30 protein-coding genes are annotated in these 24,723 nt (G+C 70.8%); 16 read left to right on the top strand and 14 right to left on the bottom strand.

What is annotated here, in order from left to right; translation table 11 throughout:
• Positions 1-256: 256 nt before the first annotated feature.
• On the bottom strand, positions 257-1,225 hold the full coding sequence (locus IQ210_RS16390) for a diacylglycerol/lipid kinase family protein (protein ID WP_194079749.1): 969 nt from the start codon (positions 1,223-1,225) through the stop codon (positions 257-259).
• A 169-nt stretch (positions 1,226-1,394) separates the two neighbouring features.
• On the opposite strand from IQ210_RS16390, the gene IQ210_RS16395 reads away from it, so the two are divergent.
• On the top strand, positions 1,395-1,844 hold the full coding sequence (locus IQ210_RS16395) for a hypothetical protein (RefSeq protein ID WP_194079750.1): 450 nt from the start codon (positions 1,395-1,397) through the stop codon (positions 1,842-1,844).
• 46 nt (positions 1,845-1,890) lie between these two features.
• On the opposite strand, the gene IQ210_RS16400 is transcribed toward IQ210_RS16395, so the two are convergent.
• From IQ210_RS16400 to IQ210_RS16410, 3 genes are all read right to left on the bottom strand, one after another.
• Positions 1,891-3,024 carry an RNA polymerase sigma factor SigF gene (locus IQ210_RS16400; protein ID WP_194079751.1) on the bottom strand — a complete coding sequence of 378 codons (1,134 nt, stop codon included), beginning with the start codon at positions 3,022-3,024 and terminating at the stop codon, positions 1,891-1,893.
• Positions 3,021-3,434, bottom strand: a complete 414-nt coding sequence (locus IQ210_RS16405) for an ATP-binding protein (protein WP_004925829.1) — start codon at positions 3,432-3,434, stop codon at positions 3,021-3,023. Before IQ210_RS16405 ends, IQ210_RS16400 begins: the two co-directional genes overlap by 4 nt.
• Positions 3,435-3,716: 282 nt before the next feature.
• Complete coding sequence (locus IQ210_RS16410; protein WP_194079752.1) at positions 3,717-3,977, bottom strand: UBP-type zinc finger domain-containing protein; 261 nt, start codon at positions 3,975-3,977, stop codon at positions 3,717-3,719.
• Positions 3,978-4,063: 86 nt separating this feature from the next.
• On the opposite strand from IQ210_RS16410, the gene IQ210_RS16415 reads away from it, so the two are divergent.
• The 3 genes from IQ210_RS16415 (at position 4,064) to IQ210_RS16425 (ending at position 8,369) form a co-directional block, all read left to right on the top strand.
• Positions 4,064-5,659, top strand: a complete 1,596-nt coding sequence (locus IQ210_RS16415; RefSeq protein WP_194079753.1) for a Na+/H+ antiporter — start codon at positions 4,064-4,066, stop codon at positions 5,657-5,659.
• A gap of 104 nt (positions 5,660-5,763) precedes the next feature.
• Positions 5,764-6,195, top strand: coding sequence for a hypothetical protein (locus tag IQ210_RS16420; RefSeq protein ID WP_194079754.1), 432 nt, complete (start codon positions 5,764-5,766; stop codon positions 6,193-6,195).
• Between the two features lie 83 nt (positions 6,196-6,278).
• Positions 6,279-8,369 carry a tetratricopeptide repeat protein gene (locus tag IQ210_RS16425; RefSeq protein ID WP_194079755.1) on the top strand — a complete coding sequence of 697 codons (2,091 nt, stop codon included), beginning with the start codon at positions 6,279-6,281 and terminating at the stop codon, positions 8,367-8,369.
• On the opposite strand, the gene IQ210_RS16430 is transcribed toward IQ210_RS16425, so the two are convergent.
• Complete coding sequence (locus IQ210_RS16430) at positions 8,359-9,261, bottom strand: 1-aminocyclopropane-1-carboxylate deaminase/D-cysteine desulfhydrase (protein ID WP_194079756.1); 903 nt, start codon at positions 9,259-9,261, stop codon at positions 8,359-8,361. The genes IQ210_RS16425 and IQ210_RS16430 overlap by 11 nt on opposite strands.
• 10 nt (positions 9,262-9,271) lie before the next feature.
• Positions 9,272-9,862, bottom strand: coding sequence for an N-acetylmuramoyl-L-alanine amidase (locus IQ210_RS16435; RefSeq protein ID WP_194079757.1), 591 nt, complete (start codon positions 9,860-9,862; stop codon positions 9,272-9,274).
• A gap of 302 nt (positions 9,863-10,164) precedes the next feature.
• On the opposite strand from IQ210_RS16435, the gene IQ210_RS16440 reads away from it, so the two are divergent.
• The 3 genes from IQ210_RS16440 to IQ210_RS16450 all read left to right on the top strand — a co-directional run bounded on the left by IQ210_RS16440 (position 10,165) and on the right by IQ210_RS16450 (position 13,670).
• Positions 10,165-11,571, top strand: coding sequence for a family 2B encapsulin nanocompartment shell protein (locus IQ210_RS16440; RefSeq protein ID WP_194079758.1), 1,407 nt, complete (start codon positions 10,165-10,167; stop codon positions 11,569-11,571).
• Between the two features lie 113 nt (positions 11,572-11,684).
• On the top strand, positions 11,685-12,806 hold the full coding sequence (locus tag IQ210_RS16445) for a family 2 encapsulin nanocompartment cargo protein polyprenyl transferase (protein ID WP_194079759.1): 1,122 nt from the start codon (positions 11,685-11,687) through the stop codon (positions 12,804-12,806).
• A 252-nt stretch (positions 12,807-13,058) separates the two neighbouring features.
• On the top strand, positions 13,059-13,670 hold the full coding sequence (locus tag IQ210_RS16450; protein ID WP_194079760.1) for a GNAT family N-acetyltransferase: 612 nt from the start codon (positions 13,059-13,061) through the stop codon (positions 13,668-13,670).
• Between the two features lie 119 nt (positions 13,671-13,789).
• Here IQ210_RS16450 and IQ210_RS16455 read toward each other — a convergent pair whose 3' ends face one another.
• A complete protein-coding gene (locus tag IQ210_RS16455) occupies positions 13,790-14,380 on the bottom strand; it encodes a TetR/AcrR family transcriptional regulator (RefSeq protein ID WP_194079761.1) in 591 nt (196 codons plus the stop codon).
• A gap of 117 nt (positions 14,381-14,497) precedes the next feature.
• Between IQ210_RS16455 and IQ210_RS16460 the strand changes: the two genes are divergently transcribed.
• The 5 genes from IQ210_RS16460 to IQ210_RS16480 all read left to right on the top strand — a co-directional run bounded on the left by IQ210_RS16460 (position 14,498) and on the right by IQ210_RS16480 (position 17,373).
• Entirely contained in the window at positions 14,498-15,082 is a 585-nt protein-coding gene (locus IQ210_RS16460) for a dihydrofolate reductase family protein (protein ID WP_194079762.1), read from the top strand.
• Positions 15,083-15,108: 26 nt separating this feature from the next.
• A complete protein-coding gene (locus tag IQ210_RS16465) occupies positions 15,109-15,306 on the top strand; it encodes a hypothetical protein (RefSeq protein WP_194079763.1) in 198 nt (65 codons plus the stop codon).
• Between the two features lie 85 nt (positions 15,307-15,391).
• Positions 15,392-15,805 (top strand): YciI family protein, encoded by a 414-nt coding sequence (locus IQ210_RS16470; protein ID WP_194079764.1) that lies wholly within the window; start codon positions 15,392-15,394, stop codon positions 15,803-15,805.
• A gap of 2 nt (positions 15,806-15,807) precedes the next feature.
• On the top strand, positions 15,808-17,025 hold the full coding sequence (locus tag IQ210_RS16475) for an RNA polymerase sigma factor (protein WP_194079765.1): 1,218 nt from the start codon (positions 15,808-15,810) through the stop codon (positions 17,023-17,025).
• A gap of 9 nt (positions 17,026-17,034) precedes the next feature.
• Positions 17,035-17,373: a DUF952 domain-containing protein gene (locus IQ210_RS16480; protein ID WP_194079766.1), complete on the top strand. Its 339-nt coding sequence runs from the start codon at positions 17,035-17,037 to the stop codon at positions 17,371-17,373.
• On the opposite strand, the gene IQ210_RS16485 is transcribed toward IQ210_RS16480, so the two are convergent.
• From IQ210_RS16485 to IQ210_RS16495, 3 genes are read right to left on the bottom strand one after another with little or no spacing between them, the layout of a single operon-like run.
• Complete coding sequence (locus IQ210_RS16485) at positions 17,360-18,091, bottom strand: VOC family protein (RefSeq protein WP_194079767.1); 732 nt, start codon at positions 18,089-18,091, stop codon at positions 17,360-17,362. The genes IQ210_RS16480 and IQ210_RS16485 overlap by 14 nt on opposite strands.
• A gap of 53 nt (positions 18,092-18,144) precedes the next feature.
• Positions 18,145-18,555: a VOC family protein gene (locus IQ210_RS16490; protein ID WP_194079768.1), complete on the bottom strand. Its 411-nt coding sequence runs from the start codon at positions 18,553-18,555 to the stop codon at positions 18,145-18,147.
• A 27-nt stretch (positions 18,556-18,582) separates the two neighbouring features.
• Positions 18,583-18,975 carry a helix-turn-helix transcriptional regulator gene (locus IQ210_RS16495; protein WP_194079769.1) on the bottom strand — a complete coding sequence of 131 codons (393 nt, stop codon included), beginning with the start codon at positions 18,973-18,975 and terminating at the stop codon, positions 18,583-18,585.
• 90 nt (positions 18,976-19,065) lie between these two features.
• Between IQ210_RS16495 and IQ210_RS16500 the strand changes: the two genes are divergently transcribed.
• Together IQ210_RS16500 and IQ210_RS16505 are read left to right on the top strand one after the other, a co-directional pair.
• Positions 19,066-20,220, top strand: coding sequence for an inorganic phosphate transporter (locus tag IQ210_RS16500; protein ID WP_194079770.1), 1,155 nt, complete (start codon positions 19,066-19,068; stop codon positions 20,218-20,220).
• Between the two features lie 14 nt (positions 20,221-20,234).
• A complete protein-coding gene (locus IQ210_RS16505; RefSeq protein WP_194079771.1) occupies positions 20,235-20,471 on the top strand; it encodes a hypothetical protein in 237 nt (78 codons plus the stop codon).
• A 62-nt stretch (positions 20,472-20,533) separates the two neighbouring features.
• Here the strand turns inward: IQ210_RS16505 and sodN are convergent, their stop codons facing one another.
• Positions 20,534-20,929, bottom strand: a complete 396-nt coding sequence (sodN, locus tag IQ210_RS16510) for a superoxide dismutase, Ni (protein WP_023546844.1) — start codon at positions 20,927-20,929, stop codon at positions 20,534-20,536.
• A 145-nt stretch (positions 20,930-21,074) separates the two neighbouring features.
• On the opposite strand from sodN, the gene sodX reads away from it, so the two are divergent.
• Positions 21,075-21,512 carry a nickel-type superoxide dismutase maturation protease gene (sodX, locus tag IQ210_RS16515; protein ID WP_194080007.1) on the top strand — a complete coding sequence of 146 codons (438 nt, stop codon included), beginning with the start codon at positions 21,075-21,077 and terminating at the stop codon, positions 21,510-21,512.
• On the opposite strand, the gene IQ210_RS16520 is transcribed toward sodX, so the two are convergent.
• A complete protein-coding gene (locus tag IQ210_RS16520) occupies positions 21,416-22,045 on the bottom strand; it encodes a CGNR zinc finger domain-containing protein (protein WP_194079772.1) in 630 nt (209 codons plus the stop codon). The genes sodX and IQ210_RS16520 overlap by 97 nt on opposite strands.
• 102 nt (positions 22,046-22,147) lie before the next feature.
• Between IQ210_RS16520 and IQ210_RS16525 the strand changes: the two genes are divergently transcribed.
• Positions 22,148-22,906, top strand: coding sequence for a class I SAM-dependent methyltransferase (locus IQ210_RS16525; RefSeq protein ID WP_194079773.1), 759 nt, complete (start codon positions 22,148-22,150; stop codon positions 22,904-22,906).
• Positions 22,907-22,966: 60 nt separating this feature from the next.
• Here IQ210_RS16525 and IQ210_RS16530 read toward each other — a convergent pair whose 3' ends face one another.
• Positions 22,967-23,728, bottom strand: a complete 762-nt coding sequence (locus IQ210_RS16530) for an amino acid ABC transporter ATP-binding protein (protein WP_322656378.1) — start codon at positions 23,726-23,728, stop codon at positions 22,967-22,969.
• Positions 23,725-24,696 carry an amino acid ABC transporter permease gene (locus tag IQ210_RS16535; RefSeq protein ID WP_194079774.1) on the bottom strand — a complete coding sequence of 324 codons (972 nt, stop codon included), beginning with the start codon at positions 24,694-24,696 and terminating at the stop codon, positions 23,725-23,727. Before IQ210_RS16535 ends, IQ210_RS16530 begins: the two co-directional genes overlap by 4 nt.
• Between the last annotated feature and the right edge of the window lie 27 nt (positions 24,697-24,723).

A 24,723-nucleotide genomic window follows, 5' to 3' on the forward strand; every position in this document is an offset into this window, starting at 1 on the left:
CCTCAACAAGTGAAGGGCCGCCCGTCAGGTTTCCCTGGCGAGGTCCTGTGAAGTGAAGAGGGGTTCCGGTGATCTGTGGAGCCGGTGTTGCGGGCTGTCCCGATCGCCACGTAGAGACTCGCAAACCTCAGCGGCGGATACAACCCCTTCTGGAAAGTTTTTTTTGATTCCTCGGTGTCGACTAGGTCACAGCCGTACTTCCATGGGGTGGATGCTGGCCTAAACGTTCGAGTGAAAGGACTTCAGCCCTTTCTGCTCACACAATCACACGCAGTGCACGGCGTACGCCTGTGAACGTCACGCTCGTACGCAGCCCGAGGTGGTCGCCGTCCATCTGGAGGGGCAGAGGGACCTTCGAATGCAAGGTGAACTGGTCCAGGTCGTGCAGGGACACCGCATGCTTGCCATGGGGTCCACGCTCGGGGGACGAAGTGAGCAACTGGGTGCCATACCGGGCAACCGCGGTCGTCGTCATACGGCTGAGACCGAGTACGTCGAGTCCCTTATCGAACGACGCCTTAGGCGATGCGTACATCGGGTGATTGCCCAGGAACGTCCACGGAGACGTGTTCGAGACTATGGAGAGGACCAGATCGGTCACCGGCTCCGCGTCCGCGCGCTCCAGCGTGATCGTCCCGTGCCTGCGGTGGGCCTCGCCGAAGAACTGGCGCAGGGCCTGGCGGACGTACAGCGCGTGCGTCGACTTTCTGCCGCGCTCGCGCTGCTGCTCGACCCGGCCGACGACGCCGGCGTCGAAGCCCAGACCCGCGTTGAAGGTGAACCAGCGACCCGGGACGGCCTCGTCCTCGGTGCCGGGTGTGCCGGAGGTCAGTCCGAGTCCGACCGTGCGCTCGCTGCCCTCGCGCAGCGCGTCCAGCAGGGCGCCGGTCGCCTCCACCGCGTCGTTGGGCAGGCCAAGGGCGCGGGCGAAGACGTTGGTGGAACCGCCGGGGACCACGGCGAGGCCGGGGAGGTGCTCGGGGTTCGGGCCGGCGTGCAGCAGGCCGTTCACGACCTCGTTGACCGTGCCGTCGCCGCCCAGGGCCACGACCAGGTCGATGTCCTTGCTCTCCGCCGCCTGCCGGCCGAGGTCACGGGCGTGGCCGCGGTACTCGGTGGTGACCGCCTCGAGTTTCATCTCGCTCGCGAGCGCATGGATCAGGACATCGCGCGTACGTGCGCTTGTGGTGGTTGCCGCCGGATTGACCACGAGAAGTGCACGCATGAGTTGCAGCGTACCTACTGGGGGGTACCGGGCACAGGCCGAGGTAGGGATCACGTAAGACTTCGGTGCGTGAATCTTGCCACGGGCTGGCCGGGCAACCCCGGCGAGCGGCCGTGCGTTGCCCCCGCCTGGCCGGGGGAGCCGAAGGGGCGACGGATACCCTTCAGGGGTGACCAGTGAGCAGACGCCAGCCCCCGAGGAAACCGCCGGCCCGCGCCCGCGGCGCCTGATCTACGCCGCCGCTCTGGCCGCGCTGGAGGGGCTCGCCCTCGTCGTCGGCGGAGTGTGGATGCTCGTCGAGGGACTCACGGGCGACCCGGACGACCGGCAGACCGCCGTCACCGGCGGCATCACGCTCGTGGTCCTCGCCCTGCTGCCGCTGCTCGCCGCGCGCGGCCTGCTCGCGCAGCGGAGCTGGAGCCGGGGGCCCGCCGTCATCACGCAGATCCTGGCGCTGCCCGTGGCCTACAACCTGCTTCAGGCGGACAGTGTGGCGATCCCGGCGGGCATCGCGCTCGCGGTCGTCGCGGTGGCCGCGCTGGTGCTCCTGGTCAACCCGGCGACGACCCAGGCCCTCGGGATCAAGGGGCCGGGTCGCGCACAGGACGGCGAGCGATAGTCGGTCGTACGACGTCGTCACCGCCGTAAGCCCGCGGAGCGGACCGTCACTCCTCCACGAGGAGCTTCTCCCGCAGCTGGGCCAGGGTGCGGGCCAGCAGGCGGGAGACGTGCATCTGGGAGATGCCGACCTCCTGCGCGATCTGCGACTGGGTCATGTTGCCGAAGAACCTCAGGAGCAGGATGCGCTTCTCGCGAGGCGGGAGGTCTTCCAGAAGCGGCTTCAACGATTCCCGGTACTCGACGCCCTCCAGCGCCTCGTCCTCGGCGCCGAGGGTGTCGGCGACCGCCGGGGACTCGTCGTCGGTGTCGGGGACGTCCAGGGACAGCGTGGAGTACGCGTTGGCGGACTCCAGGCCCTCCAGGACCTCCTCCTCCGAGATGGCAAGCTTCTCGGCCAGCTCGTGCACGGTCGGGGAGCGGCCGTGCTGCTGGGAGAGCTCGGCGGTGGCCGTCGTCAGCGCCAGGCGCAGCTCCTGGAGCCTGCGCGGGACGCGGACCGCCCAGCCCTTGTCGCGGAAGTGCCGCTTGATCTCGCCGACGACCGTCGGGGTCGCGTACGTCGAGAACTCGACGCCGCGCTCCGGGTCGAAGCGGTCGACCGACTTGATCAGACCGATGGTGGCGACCTGGGTGAGGTCGTCCAGCGGCTCGCCGCGGTTGCGGAAGCGGCGCGCGAGGTGCTCGACGAGCGGCAGGTGCATACGGACCAGCTTGTTGCGCAGGTCCGCGTACTCCGGGCTGCCGTCCTTCAGCTTGCGCAGCTCGATGAACATCGCGCGCGCTCCGCTGCGGTCCTGCGGGTCGTGCTGCGTGGCCTGTCCGCTCTGGCCGCTCTGCTCGCCCTGCTGATCGTCTCGCTCGTGCTCGCTCATCGTCCTGCCCGTCGCCCTTCCCCGAGCCCTCGTCTCTGCTCGGACAGGGGAGACCCCGATCCGTCCGTCCAGAGACGTGCTCCGCACGGCACCTTCCTCATCCCGCTGCCCGTCGTCCAGGAAGCCGGCCCCGGGGGAGTCGTCCTCCGGATGCGGCCGGGCCTGTTCGGGGATGCCGGCGACACCGGCCGCATCGACAGCGCCGTCGATGGAGTCCCCCGAGTGTCGGGACCCGCCTGTGCCCTCGGCCGGCAGCTCCCGTGTGCCGCGCTCTTCGTCACGCACCGGCCCGTCCCCTGTCCTCACGCCGGCCCGGGTCCCGCGCCGCGCTGTTTGTAGAGGCTGATCGAAACGGTTTTGTCCTCGTCCACGGCGGAGGAGACCTTGCCCGCGAGTGCGGACAGGACGGTCCAGGCGAAGGTGTCCCGCGAAGGGGCATGACCGTCCGTGGTCGGCGCCGAGACGGTGACCTCGAGTGAGTCGTCGACGAGGCGGAAGACGCAACTGAGCACCGAGCCGGGCACGGCCTGCTGGAGCAGGATCGCGCAGGCCTCGTCCACCGCGATGCGCAGGTCCTCGATCTCGTCGAGGGTGAAGTCCAAACGGGCCGCGAGACCGGCAGTCGCCGTACGCAGCACCGACAGGTAGGCACCCGCGGCCGGCAGCCGGACTTCCACGAAGTCCTGGGTCGCGGGCTCGCCTGCGATCTGGGACACCCTCACCTCCAAGGTGGTACAAGCTTTTCGGGGCCGAGGGTCGCCCCCCGGGGTAACGCGAAGTGTGGTTCAGCGGTGACGCTATCGCGCTCTCAACTTTCCTGTCCCCGGGACCCCAACCCCTTGCCGTTACTCACAGTAAAACTGTGGACACGCTCCGTGTCTAGAGGTCTGCGGCTCCAATTGGGAAGAACGCGCGCCGGGTTGACGTACCCAGACGTCAGACCGTCGAACCGTCCGGAAACGGAGTCGCCTCCGGCCTGGTCGAGAGCCCGGGCGCGGTCACACCAGGACGTGGTCCTCGAAGCACCAGCGCCAGTCCTCGCCCGGCTCGAACGTGCGCATGATCGGGTGTCCCGACTCCTTGTAGTGCGTGGTGGCGTGTCTGCCGGGCGACGAGTCGCAGCAGCCGACATGACCGCAGGTGAGGCAGAGCCGCAGCTGCACCGGGTGGGTACCGTCGCGCAGGCACTCGGGACAGGTGTCGTTGAGCGGCGCGGGTTCCGGGTGCGGCAGCGCGTCGGCGTGCGTGCACTGTTTCATGATTGCCAGGTTACGACGGGTGTGCGGACGGCCGCGCGGAAAATCGACGGCGGGCGGCAGACGATGGACGAGGGTGGGCGAGGGCCATGGACGTGATGCCACTGCTGCTGCTGGTGGCGGGAAGCGCGGCGATCGCCGCGGCGGCCCGGCGCACCCCGGTGCCGGCGCCGCTGCTGCTGGTCGCCGCCGGCCTGGTGTTCTCGTACCTCCCGGGAATCCCCGAGTACACGCTCGACCCGGACATCGTGCTGCCCCTGATCCTGCCGCCGCTGCTGCACTCGGCGGCCACCGACAGCTCGTACCTCGACCTGCGGGCACAGATGCGGCCGGTGGCGTTGCTGTCCGTCGGGTACGTGCTCTTCGCGACCCTCGTCGTCGGCTGGGCCGCGTACCGGATCGTGCCGGGTCTGTCGCTGACCGGGGCGCTCGTGCTGGGCGCGGTGGTGGCGCCGCCGGACGCGGTCGCCGCGACGGCGGTGGCCCGCCGGGTCGGACTGCCCTCCCGGATCACCACGATCCTGCAGGGCGAGTCCCTGGTGAACGACGCGACCGCGATCACCGCCTACCGGGTGGCCCTCGCGGCCGCGGTCGGCGAGGCCGCGTCCTGGGCGGGCGGCATCGGCGAGTTCCTGCTCGCGGCGATCGGCGGTGTGGCGGTCGGCCTGGTCCTGATGGTGCCGATCCACTGGCTGCGCACCCACCTCAAGGAGCCCCTCCTCCAGAACACCCTCTCCCTGCTGATCCCCTTCGTCGCGTACGCGTCCGCCGAGCAGTTCCACGCCTCCGGTGTCCTCGCGGTCGTCGTGGTGGCGCTCTTCCTCGGGCACCGCGCGTGGGAGGTCGACTTCGCGACGCGCCTCCAGGAGGACGCCGTTTGGAAAATGGTTGCCTTCGTTCTCGAATCGTCCGTGTTCGCTCTGATCGGACTCCAGCTGCCGGTGGTCCTCAAGGGACTTGGGGAGTACGAGGGGGTCAGCGCCGCCTGGTACGCGCTCGCCGTCTTCCTCGTGGTCGTCGCCTCCCGGTTCATCTGGGTCTATCCGGCGACGTTCCTCCCGCGCGTGCTGTCCGCGCGGATCAGGGAACGCGAGGAGAACCCCACCTGGAAGGCCCCCTTCGTGATCGCCTGGGCCGGCATGCGCGGGGTGGTCTCACTGGCCATCGCCTTCTCCATCCCCGAGCACCTGGACGGCGGTGAGCCCTTCCCCGGCCGCAACCTGATCCTCTTCCTCACCTTCACGACCGTCATCGGCACGCTTGTCGTCCAGGGCGTCACCCTGCCCCCGCTCATCCGTCTCCTCAAGCTCCCCGGCCGTGACGCCCAGGCCGAGACCCTCGCCGAGGCCAACGCCCAGGCACAGGCCTCCAGGGCCGCCGAACGCCGCCTGGACGAGCTCCTCTCCGACGAACGCAACAGCCTCCCGCCCCCGCTCGCCGACCGCCTCCGCACCGTCCTGGAGCGCCGCCGCAACGCCGTCTGGGAACGCCTCGGCGCGGTCAACCCGGTGACCGGCGAAACCGTCGACGACACCTACCGCCGTCTGTCCCGGGAGATGATCAGCGCCGAACGGACGGTCTTCGTCAAGCTCAGGGACGGCCGCTACATCGACGACGAGATGCTGCGCACGCTGCTGCGACGGCTGGACCTGGAGGAGGCGGCGGCCTATCGGGAGGCGGAGTGAGGGCGGATGGGGCGTTCGGGCCGTCCGGCGTGTCGATTCCCGCTTCAATGGGCTGAGCCGCAGCCGGGCGAGGAAGCTGCGGGACGGGACGCAGGAGGGGGAGCATGCTGAGTGAGGCGCTGACGGCCCTGGCCGCGGCCGGAGGCACAGCCGTGGTCCAGGCCGCGGGCACGGACACGTGGACCTCGGTGCGGCAGCGCACGGCCCGCCTGTTCGGACGCGGTGAGGAGCCCGCGGTCCTCGGCGAACTCGACCGGACCGAGCAAGAGCTCGCGCACGGCGGCTCGCGGGAGGAGGCCGCCGCCCGGTGGGCGGAGCGGTTCGTGCGGCTCCTGCGGGATCTGGACGCCGGGGGACGGGCCGCGGTCGTCGAGGAGTTGCGCCGACTGGAGGGCTCGCCCCCGCCGACGCCGGCGAGCGGTCCGGTCTTCCACGGTGACGTCACCGTCCGGGCCGACCAGGGAGTGGCCGGTGCGGTCGTCAACGGCCCGGTGCGTGTCGAGAACCCTCGGTCGCCGGGGCGGAGTCAGGGCTGACCGCACCCGGGTCGCACGGCCCTGCCCTTCCACGCGCCGGCGCCCCGGCCGTCGTCGCCGGCCATGGCGCCGCCTTCGGGCACGTGGAGAACGTCTATTACGGTGTCGGTGCCACCGGACCACGGATCGAGTGGCCGCACATGGTCGGCGTACTGCCGCCGGAGGCGCACTGCTTCCAGCCGCGCGAGGCCACCGCCCCGGAGAGCTCGGCGCGGTGCCGGATCCTGTCCGGCCTCGGTGGCGTCGGCAAGACCCAGCTGGCCGCCCGGTGGGCCCGTGAGGCTCAGTGGACCGAGGCGGTGGACCTGCTGGTCTGGGTGACCGCCGCGACCAGGGAGAGCGTCGAGGCCGCCTACGCCCAGGCGGCCCACGAGGTCGACGGTGTCGACCCGGCCGATCTCAGACAGGCCGTGGACCACTTCCTCGGCTGGCTCCAGCGGACCCGGCGGAGCTGGATGATCGTGCTGGACGACCTCACCGACCCGGCGGACCTGCGCGGGCTCTGGCCGCCCGACCGGCCCCGGGGCCAGGTCGTGGTCACCACACGGCGGCGGGACGCGGCCCTGCTCGGCCAAGGGCGCACGGTCGTCGACGTGACACCGTTCACCCCGGACGAATCGCTCGCTTATCTCCACACCAAGCTGGCCGCCCACGGCTGCGTCCGGCCGGACCCGGACGTCCCCGAGCTCGCCGCGGAACTCGGCCACCTTCCCCTGGCTCTGGCGCAGGCGGCCGCGTACATCGCCGACCAAGGGCTGATGTGCGGGCAGTACCTGACGCGGCTGCGGGACCGGCGCAGATCCCTCACGGACCTCGTACCCGAGCACGGCGGTCTGCCCGACGACCATCGCGAGACGGTCGCCGCCGTATGGGAGTTGTCCGTCGAGCGGGCCGATCAGATGCGTCCGCGCGGACTGGCCCGACCCCTGCTGGAACTGGCGTCGGTACTCGACTCCAACGGCATCCCGTCGTGCGTGCTCACCAACGAGGCGGCTCGCGCCTACCTGCTGGCCATGGCCGTTCCGGAGATCCCCGAGGACCTGCCGGACGACGAGCTCCTGACGCTCGTGCCGGCCGAGAGCGCGGCCGACGCCCTGCGGTGTCTGAACCGGCTCAGCCTGATCAGCGTGGCCGACGAGGGCGAGGAGCAGATCGTTCGGGTGCACGCCCTGGTGCAGCGTGTGGTGCGCGAGTCCCTGGACCCCGAGCACTTCGCCGAGATGGCCCACTCCGTGGGCAGTTGCCTGCTGCTCGACTGGCCTCGCGGGACCTATGCGCAGAGTCATCCCCGGGCGCAGCTCTTCCGCGACAACGCCGATGCCCTGTACGCCGTCGCGAAGGACGTCGTATGGGCCGTGGACGGCTACTACGTCTTCATCCACAGCGCCGGGACCTACGGCCACGCGGGCATGGCGGCCAAAGCCGTCACGCAGTTCAAGGACCTTTACGAGGCTGCCGTCCGGCACCTCGGCGTGGATCATCCGAACACGATCGACATCCAGTCGCTGATGGGGCACTGGCAGATCCCGGGCGGGAACGTGGACGGTGCCGCCGTCGACCTGATCAGCGCGTACCAGGCCACGCGTGACAAGTACGGCGAGGAGCACCTCGCGACGATCGAGATCGCCGGTCATCTGGCCAGGCTCATGGGCGACACGGGTTCTCCCGCCGCGGCTGCCTACACGTTCGAAAGGCTGTCGCACCTGCTCCAGGTCCATCATCCCGAGGAGCGGGGCCGTATTGCCGAGGGCCGGTTCCAGGCCGCCTTCTGGACCGGCATGGCGCACCCGGAAGCGGACCACATCGGCGTTCTGGCCGAGCGATACACCGAACTCCGGGCCGAGTTCGGCGCCGAGAGCGAGATCGTGGTCTCGGCCGCACACAACCTGGCCAGTCTTCGCGCCGAGTGCGGTGACCTGGAAGGGGCGATCGACGCCTTCGAGGGGGTCCTGCGGATCGAGGTGGCCACCCGGGGCGAGGACCATCCCGAGACGCTGGTCACCCGGCACAACCTGGCCACGTACCGGGCCCGTGCCGGCGACGTCGCTCGTGCGGTGGACGAACTGGCGGCGGTGCTCGACGACCGGCGACGCATTCTCGGCGACGAGCATCCCGCGACCGCGAACACCCTTCGCGAGTTGCGTGAGTGTCGTGACGGCCAGGTCAGCCCGTGAACGGCGCCCCGGTGATCACCGCGGCCACCCTGCTGCCCGCCGGGAACGCCCCTTCCGCCGCCAGAGTCATCACCCCGTAGAGCACTTTGGCGACATAGAGACGTTCCACGGCCACCCCGTGGCGGTCCTCGAAGTCCTCGGCGAAGGTGTCGAGTTCGGGTGTCGTACGGGCGTAACCCCCGCAATGGAAGCGGTCGTCGAGCGCCCAGTCGCCCTGCCGCGCGCCGAAGGCCGCCTCCTGGAGGGCCTGTATCCCGGCGGTCAGGAAGCCTCCCTTGAGGACGGGTATCCCCAACGCCCGCTGGCCCGGCCCCAGTCCCGCCGCCAGCCCCGCGAAGGTGCCCCCGGTGCCGCACGCCGTCGCGACCACGTCCGCCCGCCCCCGCAACTCCTCGCCGAGCGCCCGGCAGCCCCGTACCGCAAGGGCGTTGCTGCCGCCCTCCGGTACGACGTACGCGTCCTGTGCCCCCGCCGCCCGCAGGATCGCGTCGAGCACCGGCGGCTCGGCCTTGCGGCGGTAGGTCGGTCTGTCGACGAAGTGCAGGCGCATGCCGTCGGCCACGCAGCGCGTCAGGGACGGGTTCAGGGGGCGGTCCGCGAGCTCCTCGCCCCGCACCACCCCCACCGTCGGGAGCCCCAGCAGGCGCCCGGCGGCGGCCGTGGCGCGGAGGTGGTTGGAGTAGGCGCCGCCAAAGGTGAGGATCGGGCGGCCGGCCGCGGCGGCGAGGTTCGGGGCCAGTTTGCGCCACTTGTTGCCGACCAGGTCGGGATGGATCAGGTCGTCGCGCTTGAGGAACAGGCGGACGCCCCGGCGGGCGCAGCGGTCGTCCTCGATCTCCTGCAACGGCGACGGGAGTCGGGGACGCAGGGAGGCGGGGTCGAGGCCGGTCACGCCCCCATTGTCACTTGAGGCGGTCCCGGACGCGCTCCCGCATCGACGCCATGGTGAAGCCGCGCGGGTCCACCTTCCCCGGCTGCCACTCCAGGTGGCCGATCACCGACCGTTCCGTCCAGCCGTGATGGCGGCAGATCGCGGCGGCCACACGCTCGATCGCCACCAGCTGGGCCTCCGGCCAGGGGTCGTGACCGTCGCCGAGGTTCTCGCACTCGAACCCGTAGAAGTGGCGGTTGCCGTCGGTGTTCGCCTCGTTGTCGTGCGGGAGGGCCTTCTCGGCGATCACCGCCCGCAGGACGTCGTCGTCGCCCAGGCCCGCGTGGTTGGCGCGGCCGTAGCCGACCAGGTGGACGCGGCCGTCCTTGGTGATGACACCGTGGCAGAGCGGGCCCGGCAGGTCCTCGTAGCCGTCTCGGCAGAGCTCGACCGTGCGCGCACTGCCCTTGGTGACCGTGTGGTGGATCATCACGCCGTGGACCGGCCCCCAGGGGCCCTTGTGATTGCGGTTGTGGTGTCTCCAGTCGCCGACCTCGACGACCGTGACGCCCTCGTCCTTCAGGGCGTCCAGGAAATCCGCCGCGGACATGGGTGGGGCCATGCCGCCTCCTTCGCGTGCGCGCCGACGGCCGCCTGTCGCGGCCGCCTCGTAACCGTGCTTGTACCGGAGGCCGACCCCCCGGACTACTCGTTCGTACGGCGTGCGAGCCGTTTCGGACAAAGATCGGGCGGCGGGCCGGAGAGGCACGCGTGTACGAGGACGCGATCCATGCCCAGCAACCGAAAGATCCATTCCCGCTCTTTCGGGTAATAGCACGACCACGCTCCGTGAGGAAGGCTTGCGCGTACAGATGCCCCGGCGCAGACCGGCGCCCGGGCATGTCTCGGGAGGGCGTTTCACATATGTCGGTAGGCGAAGAGGTCCGTTCGGAGCAGAGCCGTCCGCAGCAGAGTCTCGGTACGGCAGCCGCGCGGAACCTGGCCACCACGACCAAGTCCGCACCCCAGATGCAGGAGATCAGCTCACGCTGGCTGCTGCGCACACTGCCATGGGTGAACGTCCAGGGCGGTACGTACCGCGTCAACCGCCGCTTGACCTATGCCGTGGGGGACGGCCGGGTCACCTTCGTCAAGACGGGAGACCGCGTCGAGGTCATCCCGGCGGAGCTGGGCGAACTGCCGGCGCTCAGGTCCTACGAGGACGAGGAGGTGCTCACCGAGCTCGCCCGCCGCTGCCAGCAGCGCGAGTTCGCGCCCGGTGACGTGATCACCTCCTTCGGCAGCCAGACCGACGAGGTCTATCTGCTGGCACACGGCAAGGTGGAGAAGATCGGCACGGGCCCCTACGGCGACGACGCCGTGCTCGGAGTCCTCGCCGACGGCGCCTACTTCGGCGACCAGGCGCTGCTCGATCCCGACGCCATCTGGGAGTTCACCGCCCGCGCGGTCACCGCCTGCACGGTGCTGGTCCTGCCGCGCAACGATGTCGAGCAGGTCGCCGAGCGCACCGACACCCTGCGCGAACACCTCCAGGAGCAGCGCTCGATCCCGGAGCAGAGCACCAACAAATACGGCGAGAAGGAGATCGCCCTCGCGGCGGGCCACAGCGGCGAGCCGGACATCCCGCACACCTTCGTCGACTACGAGGCCCGGCCGCGCGAGTACGAACTGAGCGTCGCCCAGACCGTCCTGCGCATCCACTCCCGCGTCGCCGACCTCTACAACCAGCCGATGAACCAGACCGAGCACCAGCTCCGGCTGACCGTCGAGGCGTTGAAGGAGCGCCAGGAGCACGAGCTCGTCAACAACCGCGAGTTCGGACTGCTCCACAACTGCGAGTACGACCAGCGGCTCCAGCCGCACGACGGCGTGCCCAGCCCCGACGACCTGGACGAGCTGCTCAGCCGGCGGCGCGGCACCAAGCTGCTCCTCGCCCATCCGCGCGCGATCTCCGCGATCGGCCGCGAGCTCAACAAGCGCGGACTCGTCCCCGAGACCATCGACGTGGGCGGCAACCGCATCCCGACCTGGCGCGGGGTGCCGATCTACCCGTGCAACAAGATCCCGGTCACCGAGGCCCGTACGACCTCGATCATCGCCATGCGTACCGGTGAGGCCGAGCAGGGCGTCATCGGCTTGCAGCAGACCGGCATCCCGGACGAGATCGAGCCGAGCCTGTCGGTCAGGTTCATGGGCATCAACGAACAGGCGATCATCAAGTACCTCGTGACCGCCTACTACTCCGCGGCGGTCCTCGTGCCGGACGCGCTCGGCGTTCTGGAGAACGTCGAGATCGGCCGCTGGCGGTGACCCTTCGCGCCCCCGATGCGCCGTGCCCCCGCCCGCGAGGGCGGGAGCACCCTGGTGGGACGCGCCCAGCGGCAGCGGATGCGCCACCGTCCGCGGAGTCTCCGAGGTGACCCATGGGTGAGTTCATGACAGCCATACGGCACCACCCCACCGAGGCACCCGAAAGGCGGCACGACCGGCCGGCCCCGGTCGGTGACCGGCCCGCCCCGATCGACGGTCACGAGGCCTCGGTCATCCTGGAGCGGGCCCGGGAGCTCGTCGACCCCGTCCTGCGGGCGGCGGTCGAGTCGTTGCCGGGGTCCATGCGACGGATCGCGCTCTACCACTTCGGCTGGGAGCAGGCCGACGGCACCCCGGCGGCCGGCCACGCCGGCAAGGCGATACGGCCCGCGCTCGTGCTCGCCGCGGCCGCCGCCCTCGGCGGACCCGAGGCCCGTACGGCCGCGGTGCGGGCGGCCGCCGCGGTGGAGCTGGTCCACAACTTCAGCCTGCTGCACGACGACGTGATGGACCGGGACGCCACCCGGCGCCACCGGCCCACGGCCTGGACGGTGTTCGGCGACACCGACGCGATCCTCGCCGGGGACACCCTCCAGGCGCTGGCCCTGCGGCTCCTCGCCGAGGACCCGCACCCGGCGTCCCGGGCGGCCGCCGCCCGGCTCGCGGACTGCGTCGTCGAACTCTGCGCCGGTCAGCACACCGACGTGGCCCTGGAGAAGCAGCGCCCCGGCGAGGTCACCCTCGACGAGGTGCTCGGCATGGCCGAGGCCAAGACGGGCGCCCTGCTCGGGTGCGCCTGTGCGCTCGGCGCGCTGTACGCGGGCGCGTCGGAGGACGGCGTCGAGGCGCTGGACGCGTTCGGCCGCGAGGCCGGGCTCGCCTTCCAGCTCATCGACGACGTCATCGGGATATGGGGCGACCCCGCCCGTACCGGCAAGCCCGCCGGTGCCGATCTCGCCGCCCGCAAGAAGTCCCTGCTGGTCGTCGCCGCGCTGGCCTCCGGCACCCCGGCGGCCGCCCGGCTGGCCGACCTCTACGCGGCGCCCTGCGCGCAGGAGGACCTGGACCGCACGGCCCTCGCCGTCGAGCAGGCCGGCGGACGCGACTGGGCGCAGGTCCAGGCGGCCGACCGGATGGTCCGCGCGCTGGGGCACCTGGCCCGTGCCGTGCCCGATCCGGAGGCGGCGGGAGGACTGCTGGCCCTCGCGGAGTACGTGACACGGCGCAGCGGTTGAGCGCTGGGACAACAGGGGGCCGTACTGCTCCGGAGAGACGGACCCACGGACGCAGTCGGCCCAAACCTCAGGCCCCGGAGCTCCCGGGGCCGCGCGGAACCTGACCCCGCGCGGCCCCGCGGAGCTCCGGCCGGGCGGGTCCCGCACATCCCCACGGCGTGCGGGCCCCGCCCCTTCGACGCACCCGTCACACCGGCCCCTATAGAGTCAACACCCGGACGATCACGGCCAGTTGAGGACAAGGGGCGGACCATGGGTGTGGCGATACGGACGGCGGACGTGAGCGACCGCGATCTGGTCGTACGGCTGCTGGACACGGCCTTTCAGAACGACCCCGTGAGCCGCTGGGTCTTCCCGGGCGACGAGTACCGCCGCGCCAACCACCACAAGCTCATGGCCGCCTTCACCGACATCGTGCTGGCCGACGGCCGCATCGACCTCACCGAGGACGGCACGGCCTGCGCACTGTGGCTGCCGATGCCGGCCGGGGAACACGCCGAGGGCGAAGGCGACGGGGAAGGCGACGACGGCCCCGCCCAGATGCGCGCGAGCATCGACCCCGCCAACGAGCGGATCGAGCTGATCGCCCGGCTCACGGAGGACATCCACCCCGCCGGCCGCGCTCACGAGTACCTCTGGATGATCGGCGTCAGCCCCGACCGCCAGGGCGAGGGCCTCGGCACCGCCCTCATCGGCGCCGTCCTCGACCGCTGCGACCGTGAGGGGCTGCCCGCCTATCTGGAGGCCAGCAGCGCCCGCAGCCGCGGCCTCTACGAACGCCTCGGCTTCACCCTCCTGGACCGCCCGCTCGACCTCCCCGACGGCCCGCAGATGTGGCCGATGTGGCGCGAGCCCCGCCCCTGACCCGCGCGACGCCACACCCCGAACCCGGCCCCTGATCCGCGCGACGCCACACCGCGAGCCCCGCCCCTGACCCGCGCGACGCCACACCGCGAACCCGGCCTCTGGACCCAGGCCCGCCCCTACCCCTCCGGCACCACAGCCGCCACCACCCGCTCCACCAGCCCTTCCGGTACCCCCACCCCCGGCAGCACCCCGTCCAGCACCCCCGGCAGGGTCAGGTGCTCCAGGATCAGCCCGAGCATCGCGAGATACAGCACGACGACCGTCTCGTCACCGCCGGGCAGCCCGGCGTCACGGTGGAACTCCATGCCCTGCTCCAGGTCGCCGCGCACCGACTTGGTGTACGACTCCCGGAGCTCGGGCCGGCGGGTGGCCTCCAGGCGCATCTCCAGCAGGGCCAGATAGCCGGTGCGGTCGGCGGTCGCGCGGGCGATCAGGTCGTGCATGAACGCCGTGACCAGCGCCCGGTCCTTCGGTCTCGCCAGCAGCCCGGCGAGCACCTCGGGGTCGGGCGCCAGCCGCACATGCAGCCGGGCGTCGATCTGCCGCAGCAGGTCGTCGCGCCCGGTGAAGTAGTTGGACGCGGTCCCCACCGGCACCCCCGCCTCGGCGTCCACGGCGCGGAACGTCAGCCCGCGCGCCCCTTCTCGCGCGAGCACCTCGATCCCGGCGTCGACCAGCGCCGCCCGCCGCTGCGGATTGACGGCCATACGGAATCCCCTCTCCCACTTCCGGCGACTCCGGAAAATCCTTGCGACCACTACAAGTGAAGTACTACAACTGACGTGGTTCGGAAAACAGAACGCAGCCTACGAAAAGAGACCCGCTTGCGAAAGCTCACGTACTTCGTCGCCTGCTCGATCGACGGCTTCATCGGGGACGAGAGCGGCGACGCGTCGTTCATGTACCCGTTCGTGGACGAGGAGTTCGTCGAGTTCCTCACCGCCGAGTACCCGGAGACGATGGCGTCCCACGGCCGCAAGGCGCTCGGCGTCCACGACCTGCCGCCCCGGCGGTTCGACACCGTCGTCCAGGGCCGCGGCAGCTACGACGTCGGCCTGAAGGAGGGCTTCACCAGCCCGTACGACCATCTGCGCCAGTACGTCGCCTCGCGCACCCTCACCGAGTCACCCGACCCGCACGTCGAGATCGTCGCCGCCGACCTGCTCGGAAAGGTCCGCGAACTCAAGGCCGAGGACGGCGCGTTGGGGATCTACCTCTGCGGCGGCGCACAGCTCGCCGGCCAACTGCGCGACGAGATCGACGAACTCGTCATCAAGACCTACCCGGTCGCCCTCGGCACCGGCATGCCGATGTTCGCCGCAGGCTTCTCGGTCGCCGAGTTCGCCCTGGACGAGGTCCGCGTCTTCAAGAACGGCGTCATCGTTCGCACGTACAGCAGGAAGCGCTGACGCCCCGGCCGCCCTACCCTGAAGGCATGGACAGCGAAGAACACGTCTGTCCCGTCTGCGGACAGCCCGTCGAAACGGTCGTCAAGCGTCACAAGACGCTCGGCGCGTGGGTCCCGGTCTGGGTGGCCGGCCCCTGTCGCAACCCGGAGTGCGAGGCGTACGCCGAGCCGGGCGCCGAACGCGAGAAGGGCGCCCCCGGGAAACCCGTCGAGAAACAGTCCTGAATGTGTGTCGAGAACCCCGGCCCGGCTCCGACGTCCCCTGTGAGAGCCGCCCGGCAGAGGCGGCCGGAGCCGAAGGAGTGGACCGATGAAGTACCTGGTGATGGTGCAGGGCACGCAGCAGGACTACGAGGCCATGCGCGGCAAGGCCTCGGAGAACTCCCCGGCCTGGAGCGAGGACGAGCTCCAGGCGATGTACGCCCACATGGGCGCGATCAACGACGACCTCGCCGAGACCGGTGAGCTCATCGACGCACAGGGCCTCGCCGAGCCTGCCAGGATCCGTCACGTCACCCTGGGCGCGGACGGCAAGGCGGTGATCACCGACGGGCCGTACAGCGAGACCAAGGAGCTGATGGCCGGCTACTGGGTGCTGGACTGCGCGAGCCTGGACCGGGTGACCGAGATCGCCGACCGCGTCACCCGCTGCCCGCAGCCCGCGGGCGCACCCAACTACGCGGTGGTGATCCGTCCCATCCTGGACGGCGCCGGCGACATCTGAGCATGAACCGCACGACCGGGACGACGTCCACGACCGAGGACCTGCTGCGCCTGCACGCGCCGCAGGTCCTCGGCGCGCTGGTCAGGCGGTACGGCCATTTCGACGCCGCCGAGGACGCCGTACAGGAGGCACTTCTCGCCGCGGCCGCACAGTGGCCGGCGGCCGGGGTGCCGGACAATCCGCGGGGCTGGCTGATCCGGGTGGCCTCGCGGCGGCTCGTGGACGCGTTGCGGGCGGACGACGCCCGGCGGGCGCGGGAGGAGAAGGCGGCGGCGCTCGGTGAACGTCTCGCCTCCGGGGGGGACCGGGCGCCCCGCGAGGACGACACCCTCGCCCTGCTGTTCCTCTGCTGCCACCCCGACCTGCCCCAGCCCGCGCAGATCGCCCTCACCCTGCGCGCGGTGGGAGGCCTGACCACCGCGGAGATCGCCCGTGCCTACCTGGTCCCCGAGGCGACCATGGCCCAGCGGATCAGCCGCGCCAAGCAGAAGGTGCGGGGCGTGTCCTTCGGGCAGCCGGACAACTGGGAGGCACGGCTGCCCGCAGTCCTCCAGACCCTCTACCTGATCTTCAACGAGGGTTACACGGCGACCTCCGGCCCGGCCTTGCAACGCCGCGACCTCGCCGGTGAGGCCGTCCGCCTGACCCGCGCGGTCCACCGGCTGCTCCCGGACACCGGCGAGGTGACCGGACTGCTCGCCCTGATGCTGCTCACCGACGCCCGCCGCGAGGCCCGCACCGGCCCGGACGGCGACCTCGTGCCCCTCGACGAACAGGACCGCGACCGCTGGGACAAGGCCGCGATCGAGGAGGGCGTCGCCCTGATCACGGCCGCCCTCGCCCACGGTCCCGCCGGCCCCTACCAACTGCGCGCGGCCATCGCCGCCGTCCACGACGAGGCGCCGTCCGCGGAGGCCACCGACTGGCGGGAGATCCTCGGCCTCTACGACATCCTGGTCCGCCTCGTCCCCGGCCCCGTCGAACGTCTCAACCGCGCGGTCGCCGTCGCCATGGTCCACGGCCCGGCCGCGGGCCTCGCCGAACTGGACGCCCTGGAAGGGGACTTGGGCCACCGCCGGGACGCGGTGCGGGGACATCTCCTGGAGCGCGCAGGCTCCCACGACGAGGCCCGCGCCGCCTACGAAGCGGCGGCCGCGCAGACCCTCAGCCTGCCTGAGCAGCGCTATTTGCGGAGGCGGGCGGCGCGGCTGAGGCCGTAGCGTGGCGGCATGTCCACACACATCGTGCACCTCACCGAACGATCCCTCTGGGAGGAAGCCCGCGCCCGGGGGACGTACGAGATGTCGACCCGCGGCAAGACCCTCCAGGAGGAGGGCTTCATCCACTGCTCGACCCGCGCCCAGCTCCCGAAGGTCGCGGCCTTCCTCTACGGCTCCTACGACGGCCCCGACGAACTGGTGCTGCTGGTCATCGACCCCGACCGGCTCGGCGTCCCCCTGAAGTGGGAGGCCCCGGAGCCCGGCGCGGAGGACTTCCCGCACATCTACGGGCCGCTCGCGGTGGCCGCCGTGGTGGACGTGGAACCGTGGGAGGTCACCCCGCGCTAGGCAGCCCGCCCGTCTCCGGGTCCCGGCCCGTCAGGCAGTACGTGCCGCCCGCCGGGTCGCGCAGCACCGTCCAGTGCGTGCCGTGGGCGACCGTCTCGGCGCCCAGCTCCTCGTGCCGCACCCGGGTCGCCTCGATGTCGGCGCAGGCCAGGTCCAGGTGCGCGGAGCTGGCGCGCTCCTCGCCGAGCCGCTGGAGCAGGACGCGGACCGGGAGACCGGGCGGCGGCACGAGCACATGGAACTCGGGGAGGGAGCCGGGCCGGGACTTCCAGTCGGCCAACAGGGCGGTCCAGAAGGTGACTTCGGCGTCGTACACCGAAGGCGCGAGGTCCAGGCAGACCTGGTCGAGGCGGCTGCCGTGCACGACGGGCGGGCGGACGGACTCGCCGTGCCAGGGCACCGCGCAGAACAACTGCCCGGCGGGGGACCGGAGTACGGCCCAGCCCTCGTGCTCGGCGACGATCGTCGCGCCCAGCCGCAGTGCCGACTTCACGAACTCCGGTACGTCGTCCACCGAGAAGTCCAGATGCGCGCCCCCGGCGCCCGCGTCGACGCCCTGGACCTTGACGCACGCATCGGCGCCGGACGGCACGAGGGTCACGAACTCGCCCCGGGGCGCGGACAGTTGCGTGTCCGTGACCGCCGTCCAGAACTCATGGGCCCGGGCGGCGAGTTCGGCGGGGCGGTCGACGAAGGCGTACGTCCAGCGGATGCTCATGCGGGCGATCGTAGATCAGGGGACGGCCGGCCCCTCGCCCCTGCGACCGTGGGTCAGGGCGCCTGCATGAACCGCAGCATGTTCCCGGCGGGGTCCCGGAACGCGCAGTCGCGCACCCCGTACGGCATGTCCGTCGGCTCCTGGAGCACCTCGGCGCCGGACTCCTGGACGCGGGCGAAGAGCGCGTCGCAGTCGGGCGTGGTGAAGTTGACCCCGCGCAGCACGCCCTTGGCCAGCAGCTGCTCCATCGCCTCCCGGTCGGCGGGGGACAGGTCGGGGTTGGCGGCGGGCGGCTCCAGGACGATCGACACGTCCGGCTGCAACGGCGAGCCGACGGTCGTCCAGCGCATCCCCTCGTACTTGACGTCGTTGCGGACCTCCAGGCCCAGGACGTCGCAGTAGAAGGCGATCGCCTTGTCGTGGTCGTCGACGGCGATGAAACAGGTGTGGAGTTTCAGGTCCATGGGGTCAACCTACGGTCGATACCGGCCTCACGCCCGCCTCGGCCGCGTGTACGCCCGCACCACACAGGGCGGGATCTCCGCGCTCTCCTCGTGCGACCGCGCCCGGTACGAGCTCGGAGACTCGCCCACCAGCTGGGTGAAGCGGGCGCTGAAGGACCCGAGCGACGTACAGCCGACCGCCATGCAGACCTCGGTGACGGACAGGTCGCCGCGGCGCAGCAGCATCTTCGCGCGCTCCACGCGCCGGGTCATGAGATAGCCGTACGGCGTCTCCCCGTACGCCTCCTTGAAGCTGCGCTGGAAGTGGCCCGGGGACATCAGGGCGGTACCCGCGAGGGCCGTCATGTCGAGCGGCTCGGTGTACTCGCGGTCCATACGGTCACGGGCCTTGCGCAGCCGCACCAGATCCTCACGATTCACCTCGTCAGCATCGCACGGAAGCCCGCATTCCTGGTGAGTCCTTTGCTTTCAGTTCGCCCTGCATTGGCCTCGGCTTGTTTGCATTCAGGAATGGACCACATCACGTTCCTCGTGGCGGTCGTCATCGTCACGGCTCTGGCGTTCGACTTCACGAACGGGTTCCACGACACGGCCAACGCGATGGCCACGTCCATCGCGACAGGGGCCCTGAAGCCGCGAACTGCCGTATTGATCAGCGGAGTTCTGAACGTCGTCGGCGCCTTCCTGTCCACCGAGGTGGCGAAGACCATCTCCGGCGGGATCGTCGACGACACCCTCGTGACGCCCGGGATGATCTTCGCGGGCCTGGTCGGGGCGATCCTCTGGAATTTGCTCACGTGGCTGGTGGGGCTGCCGTCGAGTTCCTCGCACGCGCTGTTCGGCGGGCTCATCGGGGCCGTGTGGGTCGGGGCGGGCTCGTCCGGTGTGCACTTCGACAAGGTGGTCGAGAAGGTGCTGATCCCGGCGGTCGCCTCACCGCTGGTGGCCGGGGTCGCCGCCCTGATCGCCACCTACTTCGCCTACAAGCTGACCGCCCGCGCCCGCAAGGAGTCGGTCACCAAGGGCTTCCGGCTCGGGCAGATCGCCTCCGCCTCGCTGGTCTCCCTCGCGCACGGCACCAACGACGCGCAGAAGACCATGGGCGTCATCACGCTCACCCTGATCTCGGCGGGCGCGCTCGGCCATGACGACGGTCCGCCGGTGTGGGTGGTCGCGGCGGCCGGGCTCGCGATCGGCCTCGGCACCTACCTCGGCGGCTGGCGGATCATCCGCACCATGGGCAAGGGCCTGACCGAGATCCAGTCGCCGCAGGGCTTCGCCGCGGAGACGGCCTCCACGACCGTCATCCTCACCTCCGCCCACCTCGGCTTCGCGCTGTCCACCACCCAGGTCGCCTCGGGCTCCATCCTCGGCGCGGGCCTCGGTCGGCGTCTCGCCGAGGTGCGTTGGGGCGTCGCGGGCCGGATGGTCGTCGCCTGGCTGATCACGCTGCCGGCCGCGGCGCTGGTCGGTGGCCTCTCCGCGAGCGCGGTCAAGCACGGCGGGGACTTCGGCACGGTCGTCGTCGCCCTGGTCGGCGCCGCCGTCGCCGCGGGCATCGTGCTCGTCTCGCGCCGCAACCCGGTGGGCGCCCACAACGTCAACGACGCCCATGAGGTGACCGTCCGCAGCACCGCGCCGACCTCGGTCGGCACGGCCGCCTGAAGGGAGTTCGCAGGATGAGCATCGACTGGACCGCACTCGGCCAGGTCGCCGCGGTGAGCATCGGCGTCACCGTCGCCGTGGTCGTCGTCTTCGCCCTCGGCGTGCTGGGCCTGGCCCGCTACGAGGGCGCCCGCTCCGTCCCGGAGGGCGGCACGTCCGCCGCCGGCGTCGCGCAGGCCGGGGTGTGCTTCCTCGCCTGCGCGGGCGTGGTGGCGTACGGGATCTATCTGATCGTGCCTCAGTTCCACTGAGGGCGGCCCCACACGAAGGGGCCCGGCCGATGTCCTCGGCCGGGCCCCCTCGGAGACAGGCCTCAGGCCTTCTTGGTCTCCCAGAAGATCTTGTCGATCTGGGCGATGTAGTCCAGCGCCTTCTGGCCGGTGGCCGGGTCGGTGGACGCCTTGGCGGCCGAGAGGGCCTTCAGGGCGTCGTTGACCAGCTGGTGCAGCTCCGGGTACTTCTCGAAGTGCGGGGGCTTGAAGTAGTCGCTCCACAGCACCGACACGTGGTGCTTCGCGAGCTCGGCGCGCTGCTCCTTGATGACGGTGGCGCGAGCCTGGAAGTGCGGGTCGTCGTTGCCGGCCATCTTTTCCTGGACGGCCTTCACCGACTCCGCCTCGATGCGGGCCTGGGCCGGGTCGTACACGCCGCAGGGCAGGTCGCAGTGGGCGCTGACCTTGACCTTGGGGGCAAACAGGCGGGAAAGCATGGAGCATTCCTTCCTCGTGATCGTCTTCTCAGGTGGGACATTACTCCCTGCGAGACGGGTTTTCGCGAGTGCCCCCATGGGCTTAGGACAAAAGTCCGGGGTCAAACTGGGACTGGTGGATGAACGTACCGGGGAGGTGCCGGGGATGCCGGAGCTGTCGCAGGAGACCGAACACGGAGCAGCGGTCCCGCCCTTCGGGTGGGTCGAGGTGACCGGACCGTCGATGGTGCCCACGCTCTATCACGGGGACCAGCTCCTCGTCCGCTACACGGGCCGGGTCCGCTCCGGCGACATCGTCGTCCTGCGCCATCCCCTCCAGCAGAACCTGCTCGTGGTGAAGCGGGCGGCGGAGCGGCGGCCGGGCGGCTGGTGGGTGCTGGCCGACAACCCGCTGGGCTCCACCACCGACAGCGAGGACTTCGGCGTCGTGCCCGACGACCTGATCCTGGGCAAGGTCCGCTTCCGCTACCGCCCGCCGCAGGCCGGTCAGCGTTCGCCGCTCGCGCTGGCCCGCTGGGTGCTGTCGGCGGCCAGGCCCGTCTTCCCGGACCGGTCGGCCTCCAGGCGCTTGCGGGCGCGGTAGGCGGCCACGTTGGCGCGGGTGGCGCAGCGGTCGGAGCAGTAGCGCCGGGAGCGGTTCGTGGACGTGTCCAGATAGGCGTTGCGGCAGGGCGCGGCCTCGCACAGGCCGAGGCGGTCCACGCCGTACTCCGTCAGATGGAAGGCGAGGCCCATCGCGGCGATGGCCGCGTAGCCGGCCGTCACGTTCGACGGGTGGTCGGCGAGGTGCATGTGCCACAGCGGGCGGCCGTCGTCGTCGCGGTGGTCGTGCCCGGAGATCTGCGGGCTGACCGGGAACTCCAGCAGCAGGGCGTTGAGCAGGTTCACCGCCAGCGTCTCGTCGCCGCCGTCCGCGGCCTCGAAGACCGCGCGCAGGCGGGCCCGGACCGAGCGGAAGCGGGTGACGTCGGACTCGGTGGCCCGCCGGGCCGCCTCCTGGCTGGCGCCGAACAGCTCGCGGACGGCCTCGACCGAGGTCAGCGAGTCCTTGCCCCGGGCCGGGTCCTCGCTGTTGACGAGACGCACGGCGTAATCCGAGTAATAGGCCAGTTCCACTTGTAGTCCTTACGGAGGCGTTCTATGGTCGTGGTGCGGTCGGGCGGTAATGGCTGATCGTGCTTCCAGGGTATTACGTGTGCGCAGGAAGAGGGGGCTCCCATGACGACCCGTACCGAAACCGACTGGCAGGCCTGGCAGGAGAGCTGGGACCGGCAGCAGGAGTGGTACATGCCCGACCGCGAGGAACGCTTCCGCATCATGCTCGACATGGTCGAGGCCCTCCTCGGACCCCGGCCGCGCGTGCTCGACCTCGCATGCGGCACGGGAAGTATCACGGCCCGGCTGCTCGCCCGGTTCCCCGAGGCCACCAGCACCGGCGTCGACCTCGACCCGGCGCTCCTCGCCATCGCCGAGGGCACCTTCGCGGGCGACGACCGGGTCACCTTCGTGACCGCCGACCTCAAGGACCCGGACTGGCGCGCGCAACTGCCGTACGACTCCTACGACGCCGTCCTGACCGCCACGGCCCTGCACTGGCTGCACAGCGAACCCCTCGCGGCCCTCTACGGTCAGGTCGCGGAACTCGTCCGCGACGGCGGTGTCTTCATGAACGCGGACCACATGATCGACGAGACGACGCCCCGGATCAACGCGGCCGAGCGCGCCCAGCGCCACGCCCGCATGGATCAGGCCAAGGCCGACGGCGCCCTCGACTGGGCCGAGTGGTGGCAGGTCGCCGCGCAGGACCCCGTCCTCGCCGGCCCGACCGCCCGCCGCTTCGAGATCTACGGCGAGCACGCCGACGGCGAGATGCCGTCCCCCGCCTGGCACGCGCGCGTACTGCGCGAGAAGGGCTTCGGGGAGGCCCGCCCGGTGTGGTGCTCACCGTCGGACACGCTGCTGCTCGCGGTCAAGTGACCGTATGACGAAGGGGCGGTACGGGATTCCCGTACCGCCCCTTCGTCGTCGTACGACCCGCTACAGAACCTTCGACAGGAACGCCTGCGTCCGCTCGTGCTGCGGGTTGGACAGGACCTCGCGCGGGTTGCCGGACTCGACGACCACGCCGCCGTCCATGAAGACCAGGCTGTCGCCGACCTCGCGGGCGAAGCCCATCTCGTGGGTGACGACGACCATCGTCATGCCCGACTCGGCGAGGTCGCGCATGACGTCGAGGACGTCACCGACCAGCTCCGGGTCGAGGGCCGAGGTCGGCTCGTCGAACAGCATCAGCTTCGGGTCCATGGCGAGGGCCCGGGCGATGGCGACGCGCTGCTGCTGGCCGCCGGAGAGCTGGGAGGGGTAGTTCTTCGCCTTGTCGGCGAGGCCCACGCGCTCCAGCAGGTCGCCCGCCCGCTCCCGGGCCTGGGACCTGCTCACGCCCTTGACCTGGATCGGGGCCTCCATGACGTTCTCCAGCGCCGTCATGTGCGGGAACAGGTTGAACCGCTGGAACACCATGCCGATGTCCCGGCGCTGGAGGGCGACCTCGCTGTCCTTGAGCTCGTACAGCTTGTCGCCCTTCTGGCGGTAGCCGACGAGCTGGCCGTCGACGTACAGCCGGCCGGCGTTGATCTTCTCGAGGTGGTTGATGCACCGCAGGAAGGTCGACTTGCCGGAGCCGGAAGGGCCGATGAGGCAGAACACCTCGCCCTGCTTGACCTCCAGGTCGATGCCCTTGAGGACTTCCACCGGGCCGAAGGACTTGTGCACGCCCTCGGACTTCACCATGGCGGTCATGCCGTGTTACCCCTCTCGCGGCTGAAGGCCATCATGTTGACCTTGATCTTCTGCCACGGAGTGGGCGGCAGGTTCCGGGACGAGCCGCGGGCGTAACGCCGCTCCAGGTAGAACTGGAAGACGCTGAACACGCTGGTCATGACCAGGTACCAGATGCACGCCACGAACAGCATCTCCATGACGGCGTACGACGTGGAGCCGATCGTCGACGTGGCGCGCAGCAGTTCGTTGTACGTCACCGCGTACACCAGCGACGAGGTCTTCAGCATGTTGATGAACTCGTTGCCGGTCGGCGGCACGATCACCCGCATCGCCTGCGGGATCACGATGCGGCGCAGCGTCTTGGCGTGGCTCATGCCGAGCGCGTGCGAGGCCTCGGTCTGGCCCTCGTCGACGGCCAGCAGGCCGGCGCGGCAGATCTCCGCCATGTACGCGGCCTCGTTCAGCCCCAGGCCGAGGAGCGCGGCCATGAACGGCGTCATGACGTCGACCATCTCGTCCTTGTAGATCGGACCGAGATTCAGCGTGGGGAAGATCAGCGCCAGGTTGAACCAGAGCAGCAGCTGGACGTAGACCGGGGTCCCGCGGAAGAACCAGATGTAGACCCAGGCCACCCAGCTGGTCACCGGGTTCTTGGAGAGCCGCATGACCGCCAGGATCACGCCGAGGACCACGCCCATGACCATCGCGAGGACGCTGATCAGCAGGGTGCGGCCGGCGCCCTTGAGGACCGTGTCGTCGAAGACGTAGTCGCCGACCGCGGACCACTGGATCTTGTCGGCCGTGGCGAACGCGTTGACCAGCAGGCCGACGAGCGCCAGGACGACGACCGCGCTGACGTAGCGGCCCCAGTGGCGGACCGGGACGGCCTTGATCGCCTCAGGGGCGACGGAGGCGGCGGAGGCGGAGGCCTCCTTGGAGACCGGCGGCGTCGCGTCCGCCGGCTCCTTCTCGAACTTGTCAGTCACCGTGACTGCCCTTCAGTGGTGCCGGGT

Origin of the sequence: Streptomyces justiciae, from assembly GCF_015163075.1 — a bacterium.
Taxonomy (GTDB): Bacteria; Actinomycetota; Actinomycetes; order Streptomycetales; family Streptomycetaceae; genus Streptomyces; species Streptomyces justiciae.